Origin of the sequence: Herbaspirillum sp. C9C3 (genome assembly GCF_013359625.1) — a bacterium.
GTDB lineage: Bacteria > Pseudomonadota > Gammaproteobacteria > Burkholderiales > Burkholderiaceae_D > Herbaspirillum.
On sequence record NZ_JABFMQ010000004.1, the window covers coordinates 183861 to 203260 of the forward strand.

At 60.7% G+C, this 19400-nt stretch carries 20 protein-coding genes; 12 read left to right on the forward strand and 8 right to left on the reverse strand.

The genetic code is table 11. The features are described from left to right. Positions 1-32: 32 nt before the first annotated feature. Both HNO82_RS06235 and HNO82_RS06240 read right to left on the reverse strand, forming a co-directional pair. Positions 33-602, reverse strand: coding sequence for a DNA-3-methyladenine glycosylase I (locus tag HNO82_RS06235; protein WP_034350509.1), 570 nt, complete (start codon positions 600-602; stop codon positions 33-35). A gap of 30 nt (positions 603-632) precedes the next feature. After that, positions 633-1646: a serine/threonine protein kinase gene (locus tag HNO82_RS06240; protein ID WP_175343101.1), complete on the reverse strand. Its 1014-nt coding sequence runs from the start codon at positions 1644-1646 to the stop codon at positions 633-635. Between the two features lie 125 nt (positions 1647-1771). On the opposite strand from HNO82_RS06240, the gene HNO82_RS06245 reads away from it, so the two are divergent. Then, positions 1772-2467, forward strand: a complete 696-nt coding sequence (locus HNO82_RS06245; protein WP_175343102.1) for a UPF0149 family protein — start codon at positions 1772-1774, stop codon at positions 2465-2467. Positions 2468-2572: 105 nt separating this feature from the next. On the opposite strand, the gene orn is transcribed toward HNO82_RS06245, so the two are convergent. Next, positions 2573-3142, reverse strand: a complete 570-nt coding sequence (orn, locus tag HNO82_RS06250) for an oligoribonuclease (protein WP_008326970.1) — start codon at positions 3140-3142, stop codon at positions 2573-2575. Positions 3143-3316: 174 nt separating this feature from the next. Here orn and HNO82_RS06255 point away from each other — a divergent pair, with 174 nt between their 5' ends. The 3 genes from HNO82_RS06255 to rsgA are packed head-to-tail and all read left to right on the forward strand — an operon-like array spanning position 3317 to position 5964. Further along, a complete protein-coding gene (locus HNO82_RS06255; RefSeq protein ID WP_175343103.1) occupies positions 3317-4600 on the forward strand; it encodes a M48 family metallopeptidase in 1284 nt (427 codons plus the stop codon). Positions 4601-4660: 60 nt separating this feature from the next. Further along, a complete protein-coding gene (locus HNO82_RS06260) occupies positions 4661-5017 on the forward strand; it encodes a 4a-hydroxytetrahydrobiopterin dehydratase (protein ID WP_175343104.1) in 357 nt (118 codons plus the stop codon). Further along, positions 5017-5964 carry a ribosome small subunit-dependent GTPase A gene (gene rsgA, locus HNO82_RS06265; RefSeq protein WP_175343105.1) on the forward strand — a complete coding sequence of 316 codons (948 nt, stop codon included), beginning with the start codon at positions 5017-5019 and terminating at the stop codon, positions 5962-5964. Before HNO82_RS06260 ends, rsgA begins: the two co-directional genes overlap by 1 nt. A 12-nt stretch (positions 5965-5976) precedes the next feature. On the opposite strand, the gene HNO82_RS06270 is transcribed toward rsgA, so the two are convergent. Further along, positions 5977-8085 (reverse strand): TonB-dependent siderophore receptor, encoded by a 2109-nt coding sequence (locus HNO82_RS06270; protein ID WP_175343146.1) that lies wholly within the window; start codon positions 8083-8085, stop codon positions 5977-5979. 445 nt (positions 8086-8530) lie between these two features. Here HNO82_RS06270 and argF point away from each other — a divergent pair, with 445 nt between their 5' ends. The 3 genes from argF (at position 8531) to ppnP (ending at position 11198) form a co-directional block, all read left to right on the forward strand. After that, the gene (gene argF / locus HNO82_RS06275) at positions 8531-9445 is read left to right on the forward strand and encodes an ornithine carbamoyltransferase (protein WP_175343106.1); all 915 of its coding nucleotides are present in this window, start codon (positions 8531-8533) and stop codon (positions 9443-9445) included. A 61-nt stretch (positions 9446-9506) separates the two neighbouring features. After that, positions 9507-10841 (forward strand): argininosuccinate synthase, encoded by a 1335-nt coding sequence (argG, locus tag HNO82_RS06280; RefSeq protein ID WP_008326964.1) that lies wholly within the window; start codon positions 9507-9509, stop codon positions 10839-10841. A gap of 42 nt (positions 10842-10883) precedes the next feature. Then, positions 10884-11198, forward strand: a complete 315-nt coding sequence (ppnP, locus tag HNO82_RS06285; protein WP_145606412.1) for a pyrimidine/purine nucleoside phosphorylase — start codon at positions 10884-10886, stop codon at positions 11196-11198. 78 nt (positions 11199-11276) lie between these two features. Here ppnP and murB read toward each other — a convergent pair whose 3' ends face one another. After that, positions 11277-12308 carry a UDP-N-acetylmuramate dehydrogenase gene (murB, locus tag HNO82_RS06290; protein WP_008326962.1) on the reverse strand — a complete coding sequence of 344 codons (1032 nt, stop codon included), beginning with the start codon at positions 12306-12308 and terminating at the stop codon, positions 11277-11279. 136 nt (positions 12309-12444) lie between these two features. Between murB and HNO82_RS06295 the strand changes: the two genes are divergently transcribed. From HNO82_RS06295 to HNO82_RS06310, 5 genes are all read left to right on the forward strand, one after another. Next, positions 12445-12930 (forward strand): YajQ family cyclic di-GMP-binding protein, encoded by a 486-nt coding sequence (locus HNO82_RS06295; RefSeq protein WP_034333613.1) that lies wholly within the window; start codon positions 12445-12447, stop codon positions 12928-12930. 352 nt (positions 12931-13282) lie between these two features. Then, entirely contained in the window at positions 13283-13843 is a 561-nt protein-coding gene (locus HNO82_RS06300) for a PAAR domain-containing protein (RefSeq protein ID WP_175343107.1), read from the forward strand. After that, positions 13843-14610, forward strand: a complete 768-nt coding sequence (locus HNO82_RS06305) for a hypothetical protein (protein ID WP_249776953.1) — start codon at positions 13843-13845, stop codon at positions 14608-14610. Before HNO82_RS06300 ends, HNO82_RS06305 begins: the two co-directional genes overlap by 1 nt. Beyond that, on the forward strand, positions 14607-15086 hold the full coding sequence (locus HNO82_RS22090) for a hypothetical protein (protein WP_217509823.1): 480 nt from the start codon (positions 14607-14609) through the stop codon (positions 15084-15086). Before HNO82_RS06305 ends, HNO82_RS22090 begins: the two co-directional genes overlap by 4 nt. A 27-nt stretch (positions 15087-15113) precedes the next feature. Then, positions 15114-15302, forward strand: a complete 189-nt coding sequence (locus tag HNO82_RS06310; RefSeq protein WP_175343109.1) for a hypothetical protein — start codon at positions 15114-15116, stop codon at positions 15300-15302. A 125-nt stretch (positions 15303-15427) separates the two neighbouring features. Here the strand turns inward: HNO82_RS06310 and aroG are convergent, their stop codons facing one another. The 3 genes from aroG to HNO82_RS06325 all read right to left on the reverse strand — a co-directional run bounded on the left by aroG (position 15428) and on the right by HNO82_RS06325 (position 19345). Continuing rightward, positions 15428-16501 carry a 3-deoxy-7-phosphoheptulonate synthase AroG gene (gene aroG, locus HNO82_RS06315; protein ID WP_008326955.1) on the reverse strand — a complete coding sequence of 358 codons (1074 nt, stop codon included), beginning with the start codon at positions 16499-16501 and terminating at the stop codon, positions 15428-15430. Positions 16502-17052: 551 nt separating this feature from the next. Then, complete coding sequence (gene tldD, locus HNO82_RS06320; RefSeq protein ID WP_175343110.1) at positions 17053-18513, reverse strand: metalloprotease TldD; 1461 nt, start codon at positions 18511-18513, stop codon at positions 17053-17055. A 25-nt stretch (positions 18514-18538) separates the two neighbouring features. Then, complete coding sequence (locus HNO82_RS06325) at positions 18539-19345, reverse strand: carbon-nitrogen hydrolase family protein (RefSeq protein ID WP_175343111.1); 807 nt, start codon at positions 19343-19345, stop codon at positions 18539-18541. Positions 19346-19400 lie beyond the last annotated feature (55 nt).

The window sequence follows — 19400 nt, forward strand, 5'->3', positions numbered from 1 at the left end:
GGCTGGCCTTTTGGTGCAGAGCACGCCCGGCCTCAACGGCCATGACAATGGCAATCCATCACGTGATCATTGATCACGCCCACGCCCTGCAGATAGGCATAGATGATGGTGGAACCGACAAACTTGAAACCGCGCCTGGCCAGTTCCTTGGAAATCGCATCCGACAGCGGGGTCTTGGCCGGACAATCCGCCAGCGAGGCCCAGCGGTTGACGATGGGCTGGCCATCGACCTTGCCCCACAGATAGGCGTCGAGCCCGCCCACTTCCTCGCGCAGTTGCAGATAGGCACGCGCATTGCCGATGGTGGCCGCCACCTTCAGGCGGTTGCGCACGATGCCGGGATTGGCCAGCAATTGCGCCACCTTGCGCTCGTCATAACGGGCGATCTTCTCGGCATCCCAGTCGTCGAAGGCGGCACGGTAGCTCTCGCGCTTGTTGAGCACGGTCTCCCACGACAGCCCGGCCTGGGCTCCTTCCAGGTTGAGCATCTCGAAGAGGCGCCTTTCATCGTGGCAGGGCACCCCCCATTCGTGGTCGTGATACTGCACATAGCGCGGATTGGCCAGGTTGACCCAGCCGCAGCGGACAGGTGTTTGCGTCATGATCATGTTGCTTTCTTCATATCGGCCAGATCAGACCGGCCACAGCGGCGGCTCATCCATCAGCGCGATCTGTTCGCGCAGCTCCAGGATGCGGTCCTGCCAGTATCGTTGGGTATTGAACCAGGGAAAGGCTACCGGGAAGGCCGGATCATCCCAGCGCCGCGCCAGCCAGGCGGAATAATGGATCAGGCGCAGGGTGCGCAGGGCTTCGATCAGATACAGCTCGCGCGGCTCGAATTCGCAGAAACTTTCATATCCCGCCAACAGGTCGGCCAGCTGGCCCACCATCTCGCGGCGCTCCCCCGAGAGCAGCATCCACAGGTCCTGCACGGCAGGACCACTGCGGCTGTCATCGAAATCGACGAAGTGCGGGCCGGCGTCGGTCCACAACACGTTACCGACATGGCAATCCCCATGCAGGCGCAGCGTGCGGATCGCCCCGGCCCGGTCGTAGCAGCGACGCACGCCGTCCAGTGCCTGCTGGACCGTGGTGCGCCAGGCGGTGGCCACATCCATCGGGATGAAATCATGCGCCAGCAGCCAGTCGCGCGGTTCTTCGCCGAAGCTGGTGATATCCAGCGCGGGGCGGGCAGCGAAAGGACTGCGCAGGCCGACCGCATGGATGCGGCCAATGAAGCGCCCCAGGCGCTCCAGGGTATCGGCGTCGTCCAGCTCGGGCGCGCGGCCCCCATGGCGGCGGAAAACGGCGAAGCGGAAACCGGCATGGCGATGCAGGGTAGCGCCGTTGTCCAGACGCATGGCGGGCACCACTGGCACCTCTTCGTCGGCCAACTCCTGCGAAAATGCGTGTTCTTCGAGGATCTGTTCCTCACTCCAGCGCAAGGGACGATAAAACTTGGCCACCAGCGGCGGGCCGTCCTCCATGCCGACCTGGTAGACGCGGTTTTCATAGCTGTTCAGGGCCAGCAGGCGACCGTCGCCATACAAGCCCAGCGCATCGAGGGCATCGAGCACCGTATCGGGCGAGAGCGTGGCGAAGGAAGTGGCGTCGGGCAGATCGGGAGCGGGGGCGGCGGGATTCATCCGTCTATTGTACTGTCCGCAGGCGTGGGCGCCGCATCAGAATGCCGGGCGCCAACCGACAACACTCGCGCCCCCGGCGCAATGCCTTTACACTCCTGCCTTTAGCATCAGTCACTGGAACCATCATGCAGCTTGACCAGCCCCTTTCCGACGCCGAATTCGACGAACTCGACGATTTTCTCCTCTCCGATCGCTGCGCCGACGATGTGATGACCATGGACACCCTGCACGGCTACCTGACGGCGCTGGCCATCGGTCCGCAGGAAGTGCTGATGGCAGAATGGCTGCCGCGCGTCTGGGGCAGCCGTCCCGAAGACACTCCGAAGTTCAAGAATGGCAAGGAAGCCGAGCGCATCACCAGTCTGATCGCGCGCACCATGAACGAAATCGCCATCACCTTCGAGGTCGCGCCCAAGGAATATGAACCGCTCTTCTGCGAGCGCGAGCACGAAGGCAAACCGCTGCTGGATGCCGAAGCCTGGGCCTGGGGCTTCTGGGAAGGTATCCAGTTGCGCGCGGCGCAGTGGGATGAAATCTTCCACTCCAACCTGGCGCCGCTGATGCGTCCGATCTACCTGCTCGGATCAGAAGAGCTGGAAGAGGAAGAAACCAGACTCATCGACGACCCGGTCAAGACCCACAAGCTGGCCATCGAGATCGAAGCTGCCATCCCGCACATCCACCGCTACTGGGCGCCCAAGCGCAAGTCGGCGGTGGAACAGGTGCAGCGCGATGCGCCCAAGACCGGTCGCAACGATGCCTGCCCCTGCGGCAGCGGCAAGAAGTACAAGAAATGCTGCGGGGCAGATTCGGAAGAATGATTCACCCACCCCCATGAAAAAGGCGCGCCAGATACCGGGCGCGCCTTGTTTCTTCATACAGGACGTTTTTTTCTGCCAACCGCCCTGCCACCCTGCCACCTTGCATCATTCCTTGATGAAGTGCTCGCGGTAGTACTTCAGTTCTTCGATGGATTCGAGGATATCGGCCAGGGCGGTGTGCATCTGGCGCTTCTTGAAACCGGTGGCGATTTCGGGCTTCCAGCGCTTGCAGAGTTCCTTCAGGGTCGACACATCCAGGTTGCGATAATGGAAGAATTCTTCCAGCTTGGGCATGCCGCGCACCATGAAGCGGCGATCCTGGCAGATGGAATTGCCGCACATGGGCGACTTGCCGGCCGGGACGTATTGCTTCAGGAAGGCGATGATCTGCTGTTCGGCGTCGGCTTCGGTGACGGTGGAGGCCTTGACGCGGTCGATCAGGCCGGAGCGGCCGTGGGTGCCCTTGTTCCAGGCGTCCATGCCGTCCAGCAGCTCGTCGGACTGGTGGATGGCCAGCACCGGGCCTTCGCCCAGCACGTTCAGTTCGGCATCGGTAACCACCACGGCCACTTCGATGATGCGATCCTTGTCCGGATCCAGGCCGGTCATTTCCATATCGACCCAGACCAGGTTCATTTCATTGGGACGGACAGGCGCGGCGGGGGCTTGTGACATAATTCTTCCTTATTGACGGGATGGGGTCTGGCCCCATCTACTGCAGGGTTCATTGCTGGGTTCGCTCGCCCGGATCGGACCGGACGGCACGGCGCGCAAGCCTGCCACCGGCGTCGGCTGGGGCAGATCGCGGGCCTGGGCCTCGAACTTCCGCCATTTTCGCACAGGGACAGCATGTCTTCACTTTCGTTTTCGGTTTTGTTCGTCGTATTCCTGGCCATCAGCCTGGGCGTGCGTTTCTGGCTGGCCTCGCGCCACATTCGCCATGTCATCGCCCATCGCGCCGCCGTGCCCTCCGAGTTCGCGGAAAAGATCCCGCTATCGGCCCACCAGAAGGCGGCCGACTACACGGTTGCGCGCACCAAGTTCGGTCTGGTGACGCTGCTGGTCAATGCCGCGGTCCTGATCGGCTTCACCCTGCTGGGCGGGCTGCAATGGCTCTCCAGCCTGCTGCTGGGCTGGACCGGGGGGCCGGGCATGCTGTACCAGATTGCGCTGGTGGCCGGCTTCGGCCTCATTTCTGGCGCAGTGGACCTGCCCTTCGACTACTACCGCCAGTTCAGGCTGGAGGCCGGTTTCGGCTTCAACAAGATGACCCCTGGCCTGTTCTTCAGCGACATGATCAAGCAAACCCTGCTGGGCGCCGTGATCGGCCTGCCGCTGCTGTGGGTGGTGCTGGTGTTGATGGAGAAGGCCGGCGCACTGTGGTGGTTTTATACCTGGATCGTGCTGTGCGCTTTCCAGCTGCTGATGCTGGTGATCTACCCCAGCTTCATCGCGCCGCTGTTCAACAAATTTACCGCGCTGGAGGATGACAGCCTGCGCAGCCGCATCGAGGGCCTGATGCAGCGCGTCGGTTTCGCCTCCAAGGGCCTGTTCGTGATGGATGGTTCCAAGCGCAGCGCGCATGGCAATGCCTACTTTTCGGGCTTCGGTTCGGGCAAGCGCATCGTCTTCTTCGATACCCTGCTGGCGCGCCTGGCCCCGCATGAGATCGAAGCGGTGCTGGCCCATGAACTGGGTCACTTCAAGCTCAAGCACATCGTCAAGCGCGTGGTGGTGATGTTCGGTCTGTCGCTGGCCTTCCTGGCGCTGCTGGGCTATCTGAAGGGCCAGGCCTGGTTCTACACCGGCCTGGGCGTGGAGCCGATGCTGCTGGGCAGTAACGATGCCATGGCGCTGATCCTGTTCATGCTGGTGCTGCCTATCTTCACTTTCCTGTTCTCGCCGCTGTCGTCGCTGTCCTCGCGCAAGCACGAGTTCGAGGCCGATGCCTTCGCCGCGCAGCACACCAATGCACAGGACCTGGTCTCGGCGCTGGTCAAGCTGTATGAAGACAATGCCTCGACCCTCACGCCCGATCCGCTGCACTCGGCCTTCTATGATTCGCATCCGCCGGCGTCACTGCGCATCCAGCATCTGCATGGCGCGATGGCTGCAGCCGGCGGCAATCACTAAATTTTTCATCGTATTCAAGGCGGGCGTCATGAATGACATTGCCCGCCGCAGGAGAACCCCATGAGCATCACCGCAAGCACCCTCGCCGCTTCCCGCTGCATCCAGCCCATCGAGGCACTGGATGAGGCCGCCATCGCCAGCCACCTGGCCGCCCTGCCCGAGTGGAAGATCGAGGGCGGCAAGCTGGCGCGCAGCTTTGCCTTCGGCAACTATTACGAGACCCTGGCCTTCGTCAATGCAATCGCCTGGATCATTCACGCGGACGACCATCATCCGGAACTGGTCGTCACCTACAACCGTTGCAGCGTGAAGTTCGACACCCACAGCGTCAATCAAGGCCGTGGCGGTCTGTCGGCCAATGACTTCATCTGCGCGGCCAAGGTCGACGCCATCTTCGCCCAGCGTGCACCGGCCTGATGGGAGTCCGCAAGCAAGGTGCGCGCAGCGCACGGGCGGGATCGGCAACGGGCAAGGCCGAGCTGGAACCGGGGCTGGTCATTGCCGCCCACGGACGTCACTACCTGGTGCAGGCAGGTGAACAGAAACTCAATTGTGTCACCCGCGGCAAGAAGAGCGACGTGGCCGTGGGCGATCATATTCGTCTTGCGCGCACCTCTGCCGACCAGGGCGTGGTGGAGAGCATCGACGAGCGTCGCACCCTGCTCTATCGCTCGGACCAGTACAAGTCCAAGCTGCTGGCGGCCAACGTGGATCAACTCTTCATCGTGGTGGCGACCGAACCGAGTTTTTCGGATGATCTGGTCTCGCGTTCGCTGGTGGCCGCCGAATCAGCTGGCGTGGCGGCGCACCTGATCCTGAACAAGACCGATATCACCGAAGCGCTGCCGAGGACGCGCGAGCGCCTGCAGGTCTACGCGCGGCTGGGCTATCCGGTGCACGAAGTCTCGGCCAAGGCGCAGCCGGAAGAAACCCGCGCGGCCTTCATGCCGCTGCTGGCCGGCAAGAGCACCATCCTGATCGGGCAGTCGGGGATGGGCAAGTCCTCCATCATCAACCTGATCGTGCCGGACGCCGATATCGCCACCCGCGAGATTTCGGCCGCGCTCGATACCGGCAAGCACACCACTACCTTCACCCGGCTATACCAGATGGAGCAGCAAGCCAGCATCATCGATTCGCCGGGCTTCCAGGAGTTCGGGCTGTACCAGCTGTCTGAAGGCATGCTGGAACGCGCCTTCCGCGACTTCACGCCGTATCTGGGCAAGTGCCGTTTCTACAACTGCCACCATCTCAACGAGCCGGGCTGCGCGGTGCTGGAGGCGGTGCAGGCCGGCGAGATTGCGGGCATGCGGCACCAGCTGTATGCGCAGCTGGTGCATGAGTCTTCGCAGACCTTGTACTGATCCTGCTGCCGCTCAGAACTTGTAGGCCGCCGTGAAGACCAGCGCACGCGGTGCGCCCGGTGCGATCTGCGACACACCGGTGGCGCTGGCATAGTAGCGGCGGTTGCTCAGGTTGGTGATCGCCAGCGTATAGTCGGCCCGTGCCAGGCGATAGCCCAGCATGGCGTCCCAGCGGGCGTAGCCAGGCAGTTCGAGCAGGTTCTCGCGATCGGCAAAGCGCGCGCCCTCATAGACTAAGCCGGTCTCGCCGAACCAGCCCTGGGGAGGCGCATAGGCGACGAACAGGCTGCCGTTGCGCGCCGACACCCCTGACGGGCGTTTGCCCGCCAGTTGCGTCTCGGCCCTGACGACGCGTGAATTCTGCCAGGTCCAGCCACCGCGCACGAACCAGTGGCGCGCCAGCTCTCCGGCCACGCTGAACTCAATGCCGCGATTGCGTTCCAGCCCGGTCTGGCTGAATACGTCGGGCTGTACCGGATCGCGCACGATGCGGTTGTAGAGTTCCAGTTCGAACCAGGCCAGCGTGGTGCTGATTTTGCGCTGGAGCCAGTCGCTCTTGACGCCGGCTTCGAGCTGGCGGCTGAATTGCGGCCCGAGGTCGTTGCCATTGCCCTTGGCGCCCGGAGACAGACCGATCACGTCGCCACCGACCGGTGCGTAGTTCTTGCTCCAGGAAGCGTAGAAATGATGCTCGGGCAGTGCCTCCCACACCGCACCGATGCGCGGGCTCAGTGCATGACTGGAGCGCTCGCTGCGCAGCTTGAGCAGGCGGCTGCGCGAATCCACCTCGAAGTGATCCCAACGCAAGCCCACCAGCCCCTTCACGCGCGCGCCCAGGTCGATCTGGTCTTGCGCATAGAAACCGGTCGTCTTCACCTTGTGATAGTTCATCTGCCAGGGCTGCGGCAGCGAACCTGCGTTGTCGTGCTGGTCCGGGTCGGTCAGGGAGACCGGGCGCGCCGAGCCCATCCACAGCCTGGGCTCGCGCTTTTGCCAGCCGTACTCGGCACCGGCCAGCAACTGGTGCTGCACTGCGCCCGTGGCGAGCTTGCCCAGCACTTCCAGATTGACCTGTACATTGCGCTGCTGCAGGTTCTGCTGAAAGCGGCTGCGCTGCACGCGCCCCAGATCGGGCCCCGCGCTCACAAAGGGTTGGCTGGTGAAGGTATTGTCAAAGTCGCTGTTGAGATCGAACACGCTCACCTTCTGGCGCAGGCTCCAGTCGGGCGCGATGGCGCGTATCAGGGTGGAGCGCAGGTTCAGGCTGGTATCACGAATGAAGTCGCGTCCGGCCGCACCGAAGAAGGTGCGATCGGACGCCACCGGCAAGGTATAGGCACGGGCCGTACCATTGCGCGTGACTGCCGTCACCCGCGCCGGTACGCCGCGATCGGGGATGCGGTCGTATTCGTCGTAGTCGGCTTGCAGCAGCCAGCTGTCAGGGCCGGACTCCCATTTCAGCGCGGGCGCGAAGTATTGGCGCGTGCCCCGCACCTCATGGCGGAAGTGCGTCTCGTGCTCACGCCCGGCATTGATGCGCAGCGCCCATTGCGCTCCCAGCGGACGATTCCATTCCACCGCCGCGCCCAGCTGGCCGCGACTGCCCCAGGTGGCCGACACCAGGCCAAAGTCTTCCCGTGTGGGCTGCTTGCTGATGCGGTTGATCACGCCGCCGCCACTGCCGCGCCCGTAAAGGACGGCGGCCGGGCCCTTGAGGATCTCGATGCGCTCGATGTTGCCCAGACTGCGCACGTATTGCGCATCGTCGCGCATGCCGTCCAGAAGCGTGTCGCCCGCATTGGAAAAGCCCCGCAGCCGGAAGGCATCGAAGCGCGTATCGGAGACATTGGACACACCCGGCACCCCGACCAAGGCGGCCGCCAGCCCACGACCACCGTAAGCCCGGACTTGGGCAGCATCGACCGCCTGCACCGTCTGCGGCACTTCGCGCACATCGGTGGCGGTGCGGGTAGCGCTCTCCAAGGGACCAGGACGCGGATCCTGCACGCTGCGCTGGCCGCGCACCTCGATCGCAGGCAGGGGGGCGGCGTCGCTCCCCTCGCCTTCTTCTGCCGCATCAGCGGCATAAGAAGGTATGGGAAACGCGAACAAGGCGGCCACCAGAGCCGCCGACAAGGTGCGCAGCTTCGGCGGTGAAGCAAGGGTAGAGCAGCAAGACCGCTGCAAACCCCGCAGGCGACTCGGCAAAGAAGACGTGTGCGACATGACAGCTATTCCTTTCAGGCAATGGAAAGCTGCGGATTCTAGCCATCTAAATAGTAATAATTCTCATTTATAACGGGACTTTGGCCGATCGCTCGCACTTAGTGAGCATTCCTCGAAAAAGCTGGATGCGGTTTTCGAAAAGTTTCTTCACGTGGATAGAAGGAATTCGAGGCGCCCACGCGGTGGTGTGCGCGGATCTTCACCTTTGACGCAAAAAGGCCGATGCCGAGGAGTTTCTTTCAGGCAAGTACTGCGGGTATCTTTTTGAGCCGAATCCCTTATAATCTAAGGAGTTAACGACTATCGGCGGCAGGCGCCACACTGGCCGCCGTTTTTATTTATGGCAATCAAACACTACCTTCAGTTTTCCGACTTTACGCTTGATGAATACGAATACGTGATCGAACGTTCCCGTGTGATCAAACGTAAGTTCAAGAATTACGAGCCCCATCACACGCTGGCCGATCGTACCCTGGTGATGGTGTTCGAAAAGAACTCAACCCGTACCCGCCTCTCGTTTGAGGCTGGCATGCACCAGATGGGCGGCGCGGCAATCTACCTCAACACCCGCGACAGCCAGCTTGGCCGTGGCGAGCCGGTGGAAGATGCGGCCCAGGTGATGTCGCGCATGTGCGACGTGATCATGATCCGCACCTACGGCCAGGAAATCATCGAGCGCTTTGCCGCCCATTCGCGCGTGCCCGTCATCAACGGCCTGACCAACGAGCAGCATCCCTGCCAGGTGCTTGCCGATGTGTTCACCTACATCGAGCATCGCGGCAGCATCCAGGGCAAGATCGTGGCCTGGGTCGGGGACGCCAACAACATGCTCTATTCCTGGCTGCAGGCAGCCGAGGTGTTTGGCTTCCATGTCAACGTCTCCACCCCCAAGGGTTACGACATCGATCCGGCCCAGGTCTCGCCGGGCAACAAGCACTACAGCTTCTTCGCCGATCCGGCCGATGCCTGCCAGGATGCCGACCTGGTCACCACCGACGTGTGGACCAGCATGGGCTACGAGGCCGAGAACAATGCCCGCCTGAAGGCCTTCGATGGCTGGATCGTGGACCAGGCCAAGATGGCGCGCGCCAAGAAGGATGCGCTCTTCATGCACTGCCTGCCCGCGCACCGTGGCGAGGAAGTGGCCGCCGAAGTGATCGACGGCCCGCAATCGGTGGTCTGGGACGAGGCGGAAAACCGCCTGCACGTGCAGAAGGCCCTGCTCGAATACCTGGTGCACGGCCGCTTCGATTAAGCCGCCTGCCCCCTACTGCAAGAATCACGCTCAACACTTCAATCATCGCAACGTCAAGATCATGTCCAACATCCTGCAATCCGTCCCGGTCAATCAAAAAGTCGGCATCGCCTTCTCCGGCGGCCTCGATACCAGCGCCGCACTGACCTGGATGCGCCAGAAGGGCGCCATCCCCTACGCCTACACCGCCAACCTGGGCCAGCCGGATGAGCCGGACTATGACGCCATCCCCAAGAAGGCCATGCAGTACGGTGCCGAACTGGCGCGCCTGATCGACTGCCGCGAACAGCTGGCCAATGAAGGTATCGCCGCCCTGCAAAGCGGTGCCTTCCACATCTCCACCGCCGGCATCACCTACTTCAACACCACCCCGCTGGGCCGCGCCGTGACCGGCACCATGCTGGTGTCGGCCATGCGTGAAGACAACGTCGACATCTGGGGCGATGGCAGCACCTACAAGGGCAACGACATCGAGCGCTTCTATCGCTACGGCCTGCTGGTGAACCCCAACCTGAAGATCTACAAGCCCTGGCTGGACAGCACCTTCATCGACGAACTGGGCGGCCGCAAGGAAATGTCCGAGTTCATGATCAAGTCCGGCTTCGACTACAAGATGTCGGTGGAAAAGGCCTACTCGACCGATTCCAACATGCTGGGCGCGACCCACGAAGCCAAGGACCTGGAATTCCTCAACAGCGGCATCAAGATCGTGCAGCCCATCATGGGCGTGGCGTTCTGGCGCGATGACGTGGAAGTCAAGGCCGAGACGGTCACCGTGCGCTTCGAAGAAGGCCGTCCGGTGGCGTTGAACGGCAAGACCTTCGCCAGCATGACCGAGCTGATCCTGGAAGCCAACCGCATCGGTGGCCGCCATGGCTTGGGCATGAGCGACCAGATCGAGAACCGCATCATCGAAGCCAAGAGCCGCGGCATCTACGAAGCCCCGGGCCTGGCCCTGCTGTTCATCGCCTACGAGCGCCTGGTCACCGGCATCCACAACGAAGACACCATCGAACAGTACCGCGACAACGGCCGCAAGCTGGGCCGCCTGCTGTATCAAGGCCGCTGGTTCGATTCGCAAGCCATCATGCTGCGCGAGACCGCCCAGCGCTGGGTGGCGCGCGCCATCACCGGCGAAGTCACGGTGGAACTGCGTCGCGGCAATGACTACTCGATCCTCAACACCGAGTCGCCCAACCTGACCTACCACCCGGAACGCCTGACCATGGAAAAGGGCGAAGGCAGCTTCTCGGCCATCGACCGCATCGGCCAGTTGACCATGCGCAACCTGGACATCGCCGACACCCGCCAGAAGCTGTCGATCTACCAGAACACCGGTCTGCTCGATTCCAGCACGGCCGTGTCGCTGCCGCTGCTGGGCAAGGACGAAAAGTAATTCCAGCTGGATTCACCTTTACCGTTTAATGGAAGCGATTCGATGAGCACTCAATTCGACAACGTCACCGTCCTGAAAAAGGGCAACGTCTACTTCGACGGCAAGTGTGTCTCGCACACCGTGCTGCTGGCCGATGGCAGCAAGAAGACCCTGGGCGTGATCCTGCCCTCGACGCTGAACTTCAGCACCGGCGCACCGGAAATCATGGAAATCAACGGCGGCAGCTGCCGCGTGCGTCTGAAGGGCGAAGAAGCCTGGAATACCTACGCTGCCGGCACCACCTTCAGCGTACCGGGCAATTCCAGCTTCGACATCGAAGTGACCGAGACCCTGGATTACGTCTGCCACTTCGGCTGATACATCCCGAGCCTGAATGAAAAAGCCGTCCGGTAGCGATACCGGACGGCTTTTTTACGTCTTCACACAGGAGTGCGCTCAGATGAAGACCGGTTCCGGCTCCAGCTGCACGCCGAACTTTTCCTTCACATCCTCCTGGATCGCCCTGGCCAGCCTGGCTACCTCCGCCCCGGTCGCGCCGCCCCGGTTGACCAGCACCAGTGCCTGTTGTTCATATACCCCTGCACGCCCGATGCTCTTGCCCTTCCACCCGCAGCGGTCGATCAGCCAGCCGGCGGCGAGCTTGTAGTGATCGTCATCGACGCGATAGCTGACCAGGTTGTTGTATTGCGCCAGCAAGGTATCGCGCAGACGGGCCGACACGATGGGGTTCTTGAAGAAGCTGCCGGCGTTGCCGATCTTCGCGGGATCGGGCAGCTTGCGGGTACGGATGGCGATGACGGCCTCGGCAATGTCACGCGGGCCGGGTTCAGTGATGCCGCGCTCCTGCAGGGCCTGGGCAACGTCGGCGTAGTTGGCATTGGCGTGCCAGTGCTTGGGCAGTGCGAATGTCACTGCCAGTACCACGGCGCGGTCGCGCAGTTCCTGCTTGAAGATGCTGTCGCGGTAGCCGAAGCGGCAGGCTTCATGGTCGAGGGTGAGCAGTTCGCCGCTGACCAAGTCGAAGGCTTGCAGGCTGTGGAAACGGTCCTTGATCTCGATGCCGTAGGCGCCGATGTTCTGGATGGGCGCGGCACCGACGCTGCCGGGGATAAGTGAAAGATTCTCCAGCCCGCCCAGGCCCTGTTGCAGCGTCCACTGGACGAAGGCGTGCCAGTTCTCGCCGGCGGCGGCGCGCACGTAGATGAAGTTTTCATCCTCGCCGGTGATCTCTATGCCCCTACCCTGCATATGCAGCACCAGTCCGCTGAAGTCTTGTGTCAGCAGCAGGTTGCTGCCGCCGCCCAGGACCAGGCGCGGCAGGGCCATCAGGGCGCTATCCTCGCGCAGCGCATGGAGGGTCCGGGCATCCGTGACGGGCAGGTAGGCACGGGCCCGTGCCTCGATCCCGAAGGTATTGAGGGTGCGCAGGGAAATGTCGTGCTGGACGGGAAGTGAAGAAGTGCTCATAGGGGTGGGATTATATCGCCCACGCGGGGGCAAATCCGCTGACAGCGGCCTGGCGATGGCGGCGGGGGCGCCAGTCCGTTAAAATCACGGCTCAGACGCCGGCCTTCGCCGGCTGCAAGAACATAAGGAACAAGCCATGCCCTCATTCGATACCGTCTGCGAAGCCAACCTGGTGGAAGTCAAGAACGCCGTGGACCAGGCCAACAAGGAAATCTCCACCCGTTTCGACTTCAAGGGCACCGATGCCCGCGTCGAGCAAAAGGAACGTGAACTGACTGCATTCGCCGACTCGGACTTCCAGCTCAGCCAGGTGCGCGACGTGCTGACCAACAAGATGACCAAGCGCAACGTCGATGTGCGTTTCCTGGACGAAGGCAAGATCGAGAAGATCGGCGGCGACAAGGTCAAGCAGGTCATCAAGGTGAAGAACGGCATCGAAAGCGACGACGCCAAGAAGATCGTGCGCGTCATCAAGGACAGCAAGATGAAGGTCCAAGCCAGCATCCAGGGCGACGCCGTGCGCATCACCGGCGCCAAGCGCGACGACCTGCAGGCGGCCATGGCGCTGCTGCGCAAGGAGATCAAGGAGATTCCGCTGGAGTTCAACAACTTCCGCGACTGATCCCCTGCATCGCATTCCACAAAAAACGCCGGCTATTGCCGGCGTTTGTTTTTGGCGCCAGCTCGATGATATTCGAGAAAACGTAGCTGATTGCTTGAGGGCAAGCGGGTTTCCGCGCCGCCAAATCTACACTCCTTCCACCCAAAAATATCGGCGTCTCTTGAAGCGAGCGCTGATGGGCTGTTTGGGCAAGCTGCCAACTGACGGAAGGAGCAAAGATGGAACACACGCAACCCGAAACGCTGCACCTCGCAGTCCGAGACCGACTCAATCCGCGTCGAGAAGGCGCTTGCGCCATTGGCATCACTTCGTCGCAGCTGCGGGAATATCCCGCCTCCAACGGAGGTTTGAAATGAAGATCATCGGCTGGATTCGCTATGGCGATAAAGCCGCCTGCGGCGGGACGGTGATTGAGGGTGACCAGACTTGCCGCAGTCATGGGCGGGCTTATGCCTTTCAGGGGGCTCGGGTGGCTTGCCGACAGGACTGCATCATTGCTGATGGATTTCCTCGCTCTACGCTCACCAATGGACGGGCTCAGGTTATTCATGGGATGAAGACCAGTGCCGGGTGTCCATTGCTTTCCACGCTCAATGAGGTTGATGGCGTGGGCAATGCGAGCGGTGAAGCAGTCGCGTCCAATTTCTATCAAACAACCCAAGGCGACTGGCTACCAAAATTTGGACCTGAACATCTCACAGAAGAAAGCCCGGATGAACAAGTGCGCGCCATCGATGGCAAGACCGGCGAGCCGATACCTGATCTGGCGTATTACATCAAGGCACCGGACGGAACTACTTACGGCGGCTACACCGATGCCAACGGCTTATGTGAACGAGTCGCGACCTATCATCCTGAGGAACTGAGCGTCTGGTTCGGCGAGGATGCAGAAACAAAAATGCGGGAGGGATGATGGGAGCAAAGGTCAAGACTAACCACGAAAAGGGCTCAACGGTGCCGGTGAAGCACGACCGCAAAGTACGTTTGTTACTATGGGGAGGCGCTGCAACTCCATCAGACAATTACACCTTCGAGCACGCAAAAAACAACGTACTGCGCGACTATAAAGCTCAGGACAAAAGCAAATTTATCTTAGTGGTAAAGCGGATATATGTCGCAAAAGACATTGTCAGCATCATCAATTCGCAAACGACTGGAAGCATTCAGTCTCTCGACATATGGACGCACGGGGGCCCTCAAGCACTATACCTAACTACCGCAGATCCCCCACCGCCGAAGGACTCCTCGTGGATTAGGAAAAAAGCTTATGAAGCAAATAGATGGGTCCTACACAACTCCAGTCTATACCGCACAAGAACCCGAATGATATTCAATGCAGCGGGATGGGTGGAAGGTTCCGCACTGGTGGACGACATAGAGTTTTCGAAGTTTTCCGAAAATGCGAGAGTCGAACTACATGGATGTGCAACAGCGGCAAATCCATCCGATGCCGACAACATCGCCGCCGATATTTCAGAAAAACTAGCCTTAGCAGGAAAAGAAATGTCATTCGTAATCGGCCATATTGAGAATGCTGTTCCGGTTATCAAAGGTGAAGGAAAAACACGCGCGCCAGAGCAAGACTATAGGTTCGGTGAAAGAGCGATATTCAAGCACGGAAAACTGGTCTCTATTACGGAAAAACAAGGCGACCTTAGCGACAAAGAGCTTGAAAAATGATGCGAAAAAAATATCTGGCACATACTTTCATCAGCGCCTCGTTACTTCTATTGGGTGCCATAGGTATCTGCGTTTATCCATTCACGCTGTCAAATCCAGACGTAACGATACAAGTCTTCGATAGGCGTTATGCCTGCGGTGAATGCTATGTAGCATTCGGAATATCAAAGATCGAGGGGCGCGATGAAAGCAACCGACAAAACTCACCTTACCGGTTCGAGGACTGGGATGTTCTCGTTCTGTTCAGGGGGAATGACTCCTACCTATCCAGATATCAAGATGAGTTGTTTGAAAAGGACCCGGCATGTACATGGCCGACGTTTCGTCTCACAGGCCAGTTCAAGCGTCGTTTGATTTATGCCCTGATCTTCAATGGCGACCACTATGACGGCCTCTACTTCGATGCAAACTCAGGCGTCGCGATCAATACGGAGCCAAGCTGCAAGACCGTAGCGCGAGAGACTGCATTGCCCTAGGGCCAGAATTCCATTTTTGGAAATCAAATGAAAAGACTCGGCCTATCCTCTTCTTTCTTCTTTGCCGGACTGCTCACAATCTGGGCGGCGCTGTGGGCAGGTAGCCATCTGCCCGCACGTCCCGGTATTTCGGCACAAAAGATAATTGGCAAGCTTCTGACGCTCATATTGATGCCCGCGTTGCTGTATCTCGCCAGCTATGTTGTCGGCAATTGACCGGATAGCGTCATGAACAAAGGATACCGGACCCAAAACAACAAAGCCCTGGCTCCCACCAAGGCTTTGTTCACAACCTCACGCCAGCAATCACCGGCGCATCAATCTCTCTTCAACGACAAGCCTCAAGCCGCATCCCGCTCATCCCCCACCAAACGACGCTGCTTGACCGAATCCGCCAGGCCCTGCAACACTTGCAGGCTTTCTTCCCAGTTGATGCAGCCATCGGTGATGGACTGGCCGTAAGTCAGCTCCTTGCCCGGCACCAGGTCCTGGCGACCGGCGACCAGGTGCGATTCCACCATCACGCCGACGATGCGGGTGTCGCCGGCTGCCACCTGGCGGCCGATGTCGGCGCAGACCGGGATCTGGTTTTCCGGCTTCTTGGAGCTGTTGGCGTGCGACGCATCGATCATCAGGCGCGCCGCCAGGCCGCTCTTGGCGATGTCCTGGCAGGCGGCTTCCACGCTGGGCGCATCATAGTTGGGCTGCTTGCCGCCGCGCAGGATGATGTGGCAATCCTCGTTGCCAGCGGTGGAGACGATGGCCGAGTGGCCGCCCTTGGTCACCGACAGGAAGTGGTGCGGCTGCGACGCGGCCTTGATGGCATCCACGGCGATCTTGACGTTGCCGTCGGTACCATTCTTGAAGCCCACCGGGCAGGACAGGCCAGACGCCAGTTCGCGGTGCACCTGCGACTCGGTGGTACGGGCACCGATGGCACCCCAGCTGATCAGGTCAGCAATGTATTGCGGGCTGATCACGTCCAGGAATTCGGTACCTGCCGGCAGGCCCAGGTCGTTGATGTTCAGCAGCAGCTCACGGGCCGCACGCAAGCCGTCGTTGATGCGGAAGCTGTTGTCCATGTACGGGTCGTTGATCAAACCCTTCCAGCCCACCGTGGTGCGCGGCTTCTCGAAATAGACGCGCATGACGATTTCCAGCTCGTTCTTGTGACGCTCACGCTCCACCACCAGGCGACGCGCATACTCCATGGCGGCCTTGGTGTCGTGGATGGAGCAGGGGCCGATGACGACCATCAGCCGGTCGTCCTGGCCGTGCAGGATGCGATGCAGCGCAGTGCGCGCTTCGGCGGTGGTGCGCTCGACCTTTTCAGTGCAGGCGAATTCGCGGATGAGATGCGAGGGGGGGACCAGTTCTTTCATTTCTCGGATGCGAAGATCGTCAGTGCGCGGCATTTTTTTCTCCTGGTGTACTGCAATGATTCAGCTGGAAATTGACCAAAAAAAAACCGCCATCACTGGCGGTTTTTTAGGAAATCGGTTTTGTCTTTTTACGAACGCTTACCGCTTTTCACCGCCGTGGGGCTGGAATAGCTAAAGTAAAAATAAAAGTAAGCGCGGGCGAAAGACATGTCTGGCGTCATGGGTTAAGTGAAGCAGGCATTCATAGTGCTACAAATCAGGGGCTTTGGCAAGCAACAAGACGAAAAGGAGATGTTGCGGCGCAAATGCAACATTTAATCATTAATAGTGAACAAAATGAACAATTGTTGCAAAAATTGCCAATAAAAACGCCAACTACACAACAAAAAATCAATGACTACGCAAGCCTTGCGCAACACTGCGTACCCGGACGGCTGTAGCATTCCTGCAAAAAAAGTGAAGATTTGATCTGACCACGTCAGTTTTTCCTGCTTCGGGACGACATTTTCCCGCCTTCGACATGAAAAAAACCGCCGGTCGCTGAGACCGGCGGTTTTCACAAGAAGCGATGCAGCGATGAACGATCAGGCCGTGCCACCCACGGTCACGCCATCCAGGCGCAAGGTCGGCTGCCCGACCCCCACCGGCACACTCTGGCCTTCCTTGCCGCACACGCCGACACCCGAATCCAGGCGCATGTCATTGCCGATCATGGAGACGCGGTTGAGCACATCCGGGCCATTGCCGATCAAGGTCGCGCCCTTGACCGGATAGGTGATCTTGCCGTCCTCGATCATGTAGGCCTCGCTGGCCGAGAAGACGAACTTGCCATTGGTGATGTCCACCTGACCACCACCGAAGTTGACGGCATACAGGCCATTCTTGACCGAGGCCAGGATCTCGCCCGGATCCTTGTCGCCGCCCAGCATGTAGGTATTGGTCATGCGCGGCATGGGCAGATGGGCAAAGGATTCGCGGCGGGCGTTACCGGTGACGTCCATCTTCATGAGGCGCGCATTCATGGTGTCCTGGATGTAGCCCTTCAGGATGCCGTCTTCGATCAGCGTGGTGCACTGAGTCGGATTGCCTTCATCGTCGATGTTGAGCGAACCGCGACGATCGGCGATGGTGCCATCGTCCACCACGGTCACGCCCTTGGCGGCCACGCGCTCGCCGATGCGACCGGAGAATGTCGACGAACCCTTGCGGTTGAAGTCACCTTCCAGACCGTGGCCGATGGCTTCGTGCAGCAGGATGCCGGGCCAGCCGGGGCCGAGCACCACCGTCATCGGGCCAGCCGGGGCCGGGCGCGCATCCAGGTTCACCAGAGCGGTGGCCACCGCTTCGGAGGCATACTTTTCCAGCAGGGTCTCGGAGAAATAGCCGTAGTCATAACGCCCACCGCCACCGCTGCTGCCCATCTCGCGACGGCCATTCTGTTCAGCGATCACGGTCACCGACACGCGCACCAGCGGGCGAATATCCGCCGCCAGCACACCATCGGCGCGCGCCACCAGCACCACGTCGTATTCACCGGAAAGGCTGGCCATGACCTGTTTGACGCGCGGGTCCTTGGCGCGGGCGATGCGCTCGATGCGTTCCAGCAACTGCACCTTGGCCGTGGCATCGAGCGAAGTCAGCGGATCATGCGGCAGGTACAGCGCGCGACCACCGGCCGGGGTCATGGCACCGGCCACCTTGATCTTGCCACTGCCCTGGCGGGCGATGGTGCGGGTCGCGGCGGCGGCATCCAGCAGGGCCGACTCGGAAATCTCGTCCGAATACGAAAACGCGGTCTTGTCGCCCGACACGGCGCGCACGCCCACGCCCTGGTCGATGGAAAAACTGCCGGTCTTGACGATGCCCTCTTCCAGGCTCCAGCCTTCGCTCTTGGTGAACTGGAAGTAAAGATCGGCGTAATCCACCTTGTGCGTGAACATGCTGCCCAGGGCCTTGAGCAGCTTGGATTCGTCCAGGCCGAAGGGAGTCAGCAGCACGTCGCGCGCCACTTGCAGGGCGCCCATGTTGGGTTCAAATAATTTCATAGCGTCTTGTCGGAAGGCAAAAAGGTCAAAGCTTGCGGTGGCGTAGCGCCGGCAAACTTTCTCGAACGTATTGTAGACGATGGGGATCAATGTCGCCGATCACAAGCCCCTCCCCCTCGGGGAGAACCGAGACGATCTCGCCCCAGGGATCGACCAGCATGCTGTGGCCCCAGGTGCGGCGGCCATTGACGTGCTCGCCGCCCTGCGCCGACGCCAGCACGTAGCACTGGTTCTCGATGGCGCGGGCGCGCAGCAGCAGCTCCCAGTGGGCGCGGCCGGTGGTATAGGTGAAGGCGGCGGGCATGACGATCAGGGCGCACTCGCCCATGGCGCGGTAGAGCTCCGGGAAGCGCAGGTCGTAGCACACTGACAGCCCGACCCGTCCGAACGGCGCCTCGAAGCTGCGTACCTCGCTGCCGTATTCGATGGTGCGGGCTTCGTCGTAGTTTTCTTCACCTCGTACGAAATTGAACAGGTGAATCTTGTCGTAACGCGCCACCCGCTGGCCATCCGGTCCATAGACCAGTGAAGTATTGAGCACCTTGCCGGAAACCGCCGACTGTAGCGGCAGCGTGCCGCCCACCAGCCACAAGCGGTGCTGGCGCGCCAGGGCGCTCATGTGCTCCTGGATGGGGCCGCTGCCATCGGCTTCGGCATGGGTCAGCTTGTCGCGCTCGTGGCGGCCCATGATGGGCCAGTATTCGGGCAGCAGCACCAGCTGCGCACCTTGCCGGGCAGCTTGCGTCACCAGCCGCGCAGCCGCATCGAAGTTCTCTTGCGGCTCGGGGGTGGAGACCATCTGGATCGCCGCCACCTTGAAGGAATCATTCATGTCTGCCTCTTGCCAGCGTGGGGTGGGTTGAAACAATGCCGCCAGTATGGCCCAT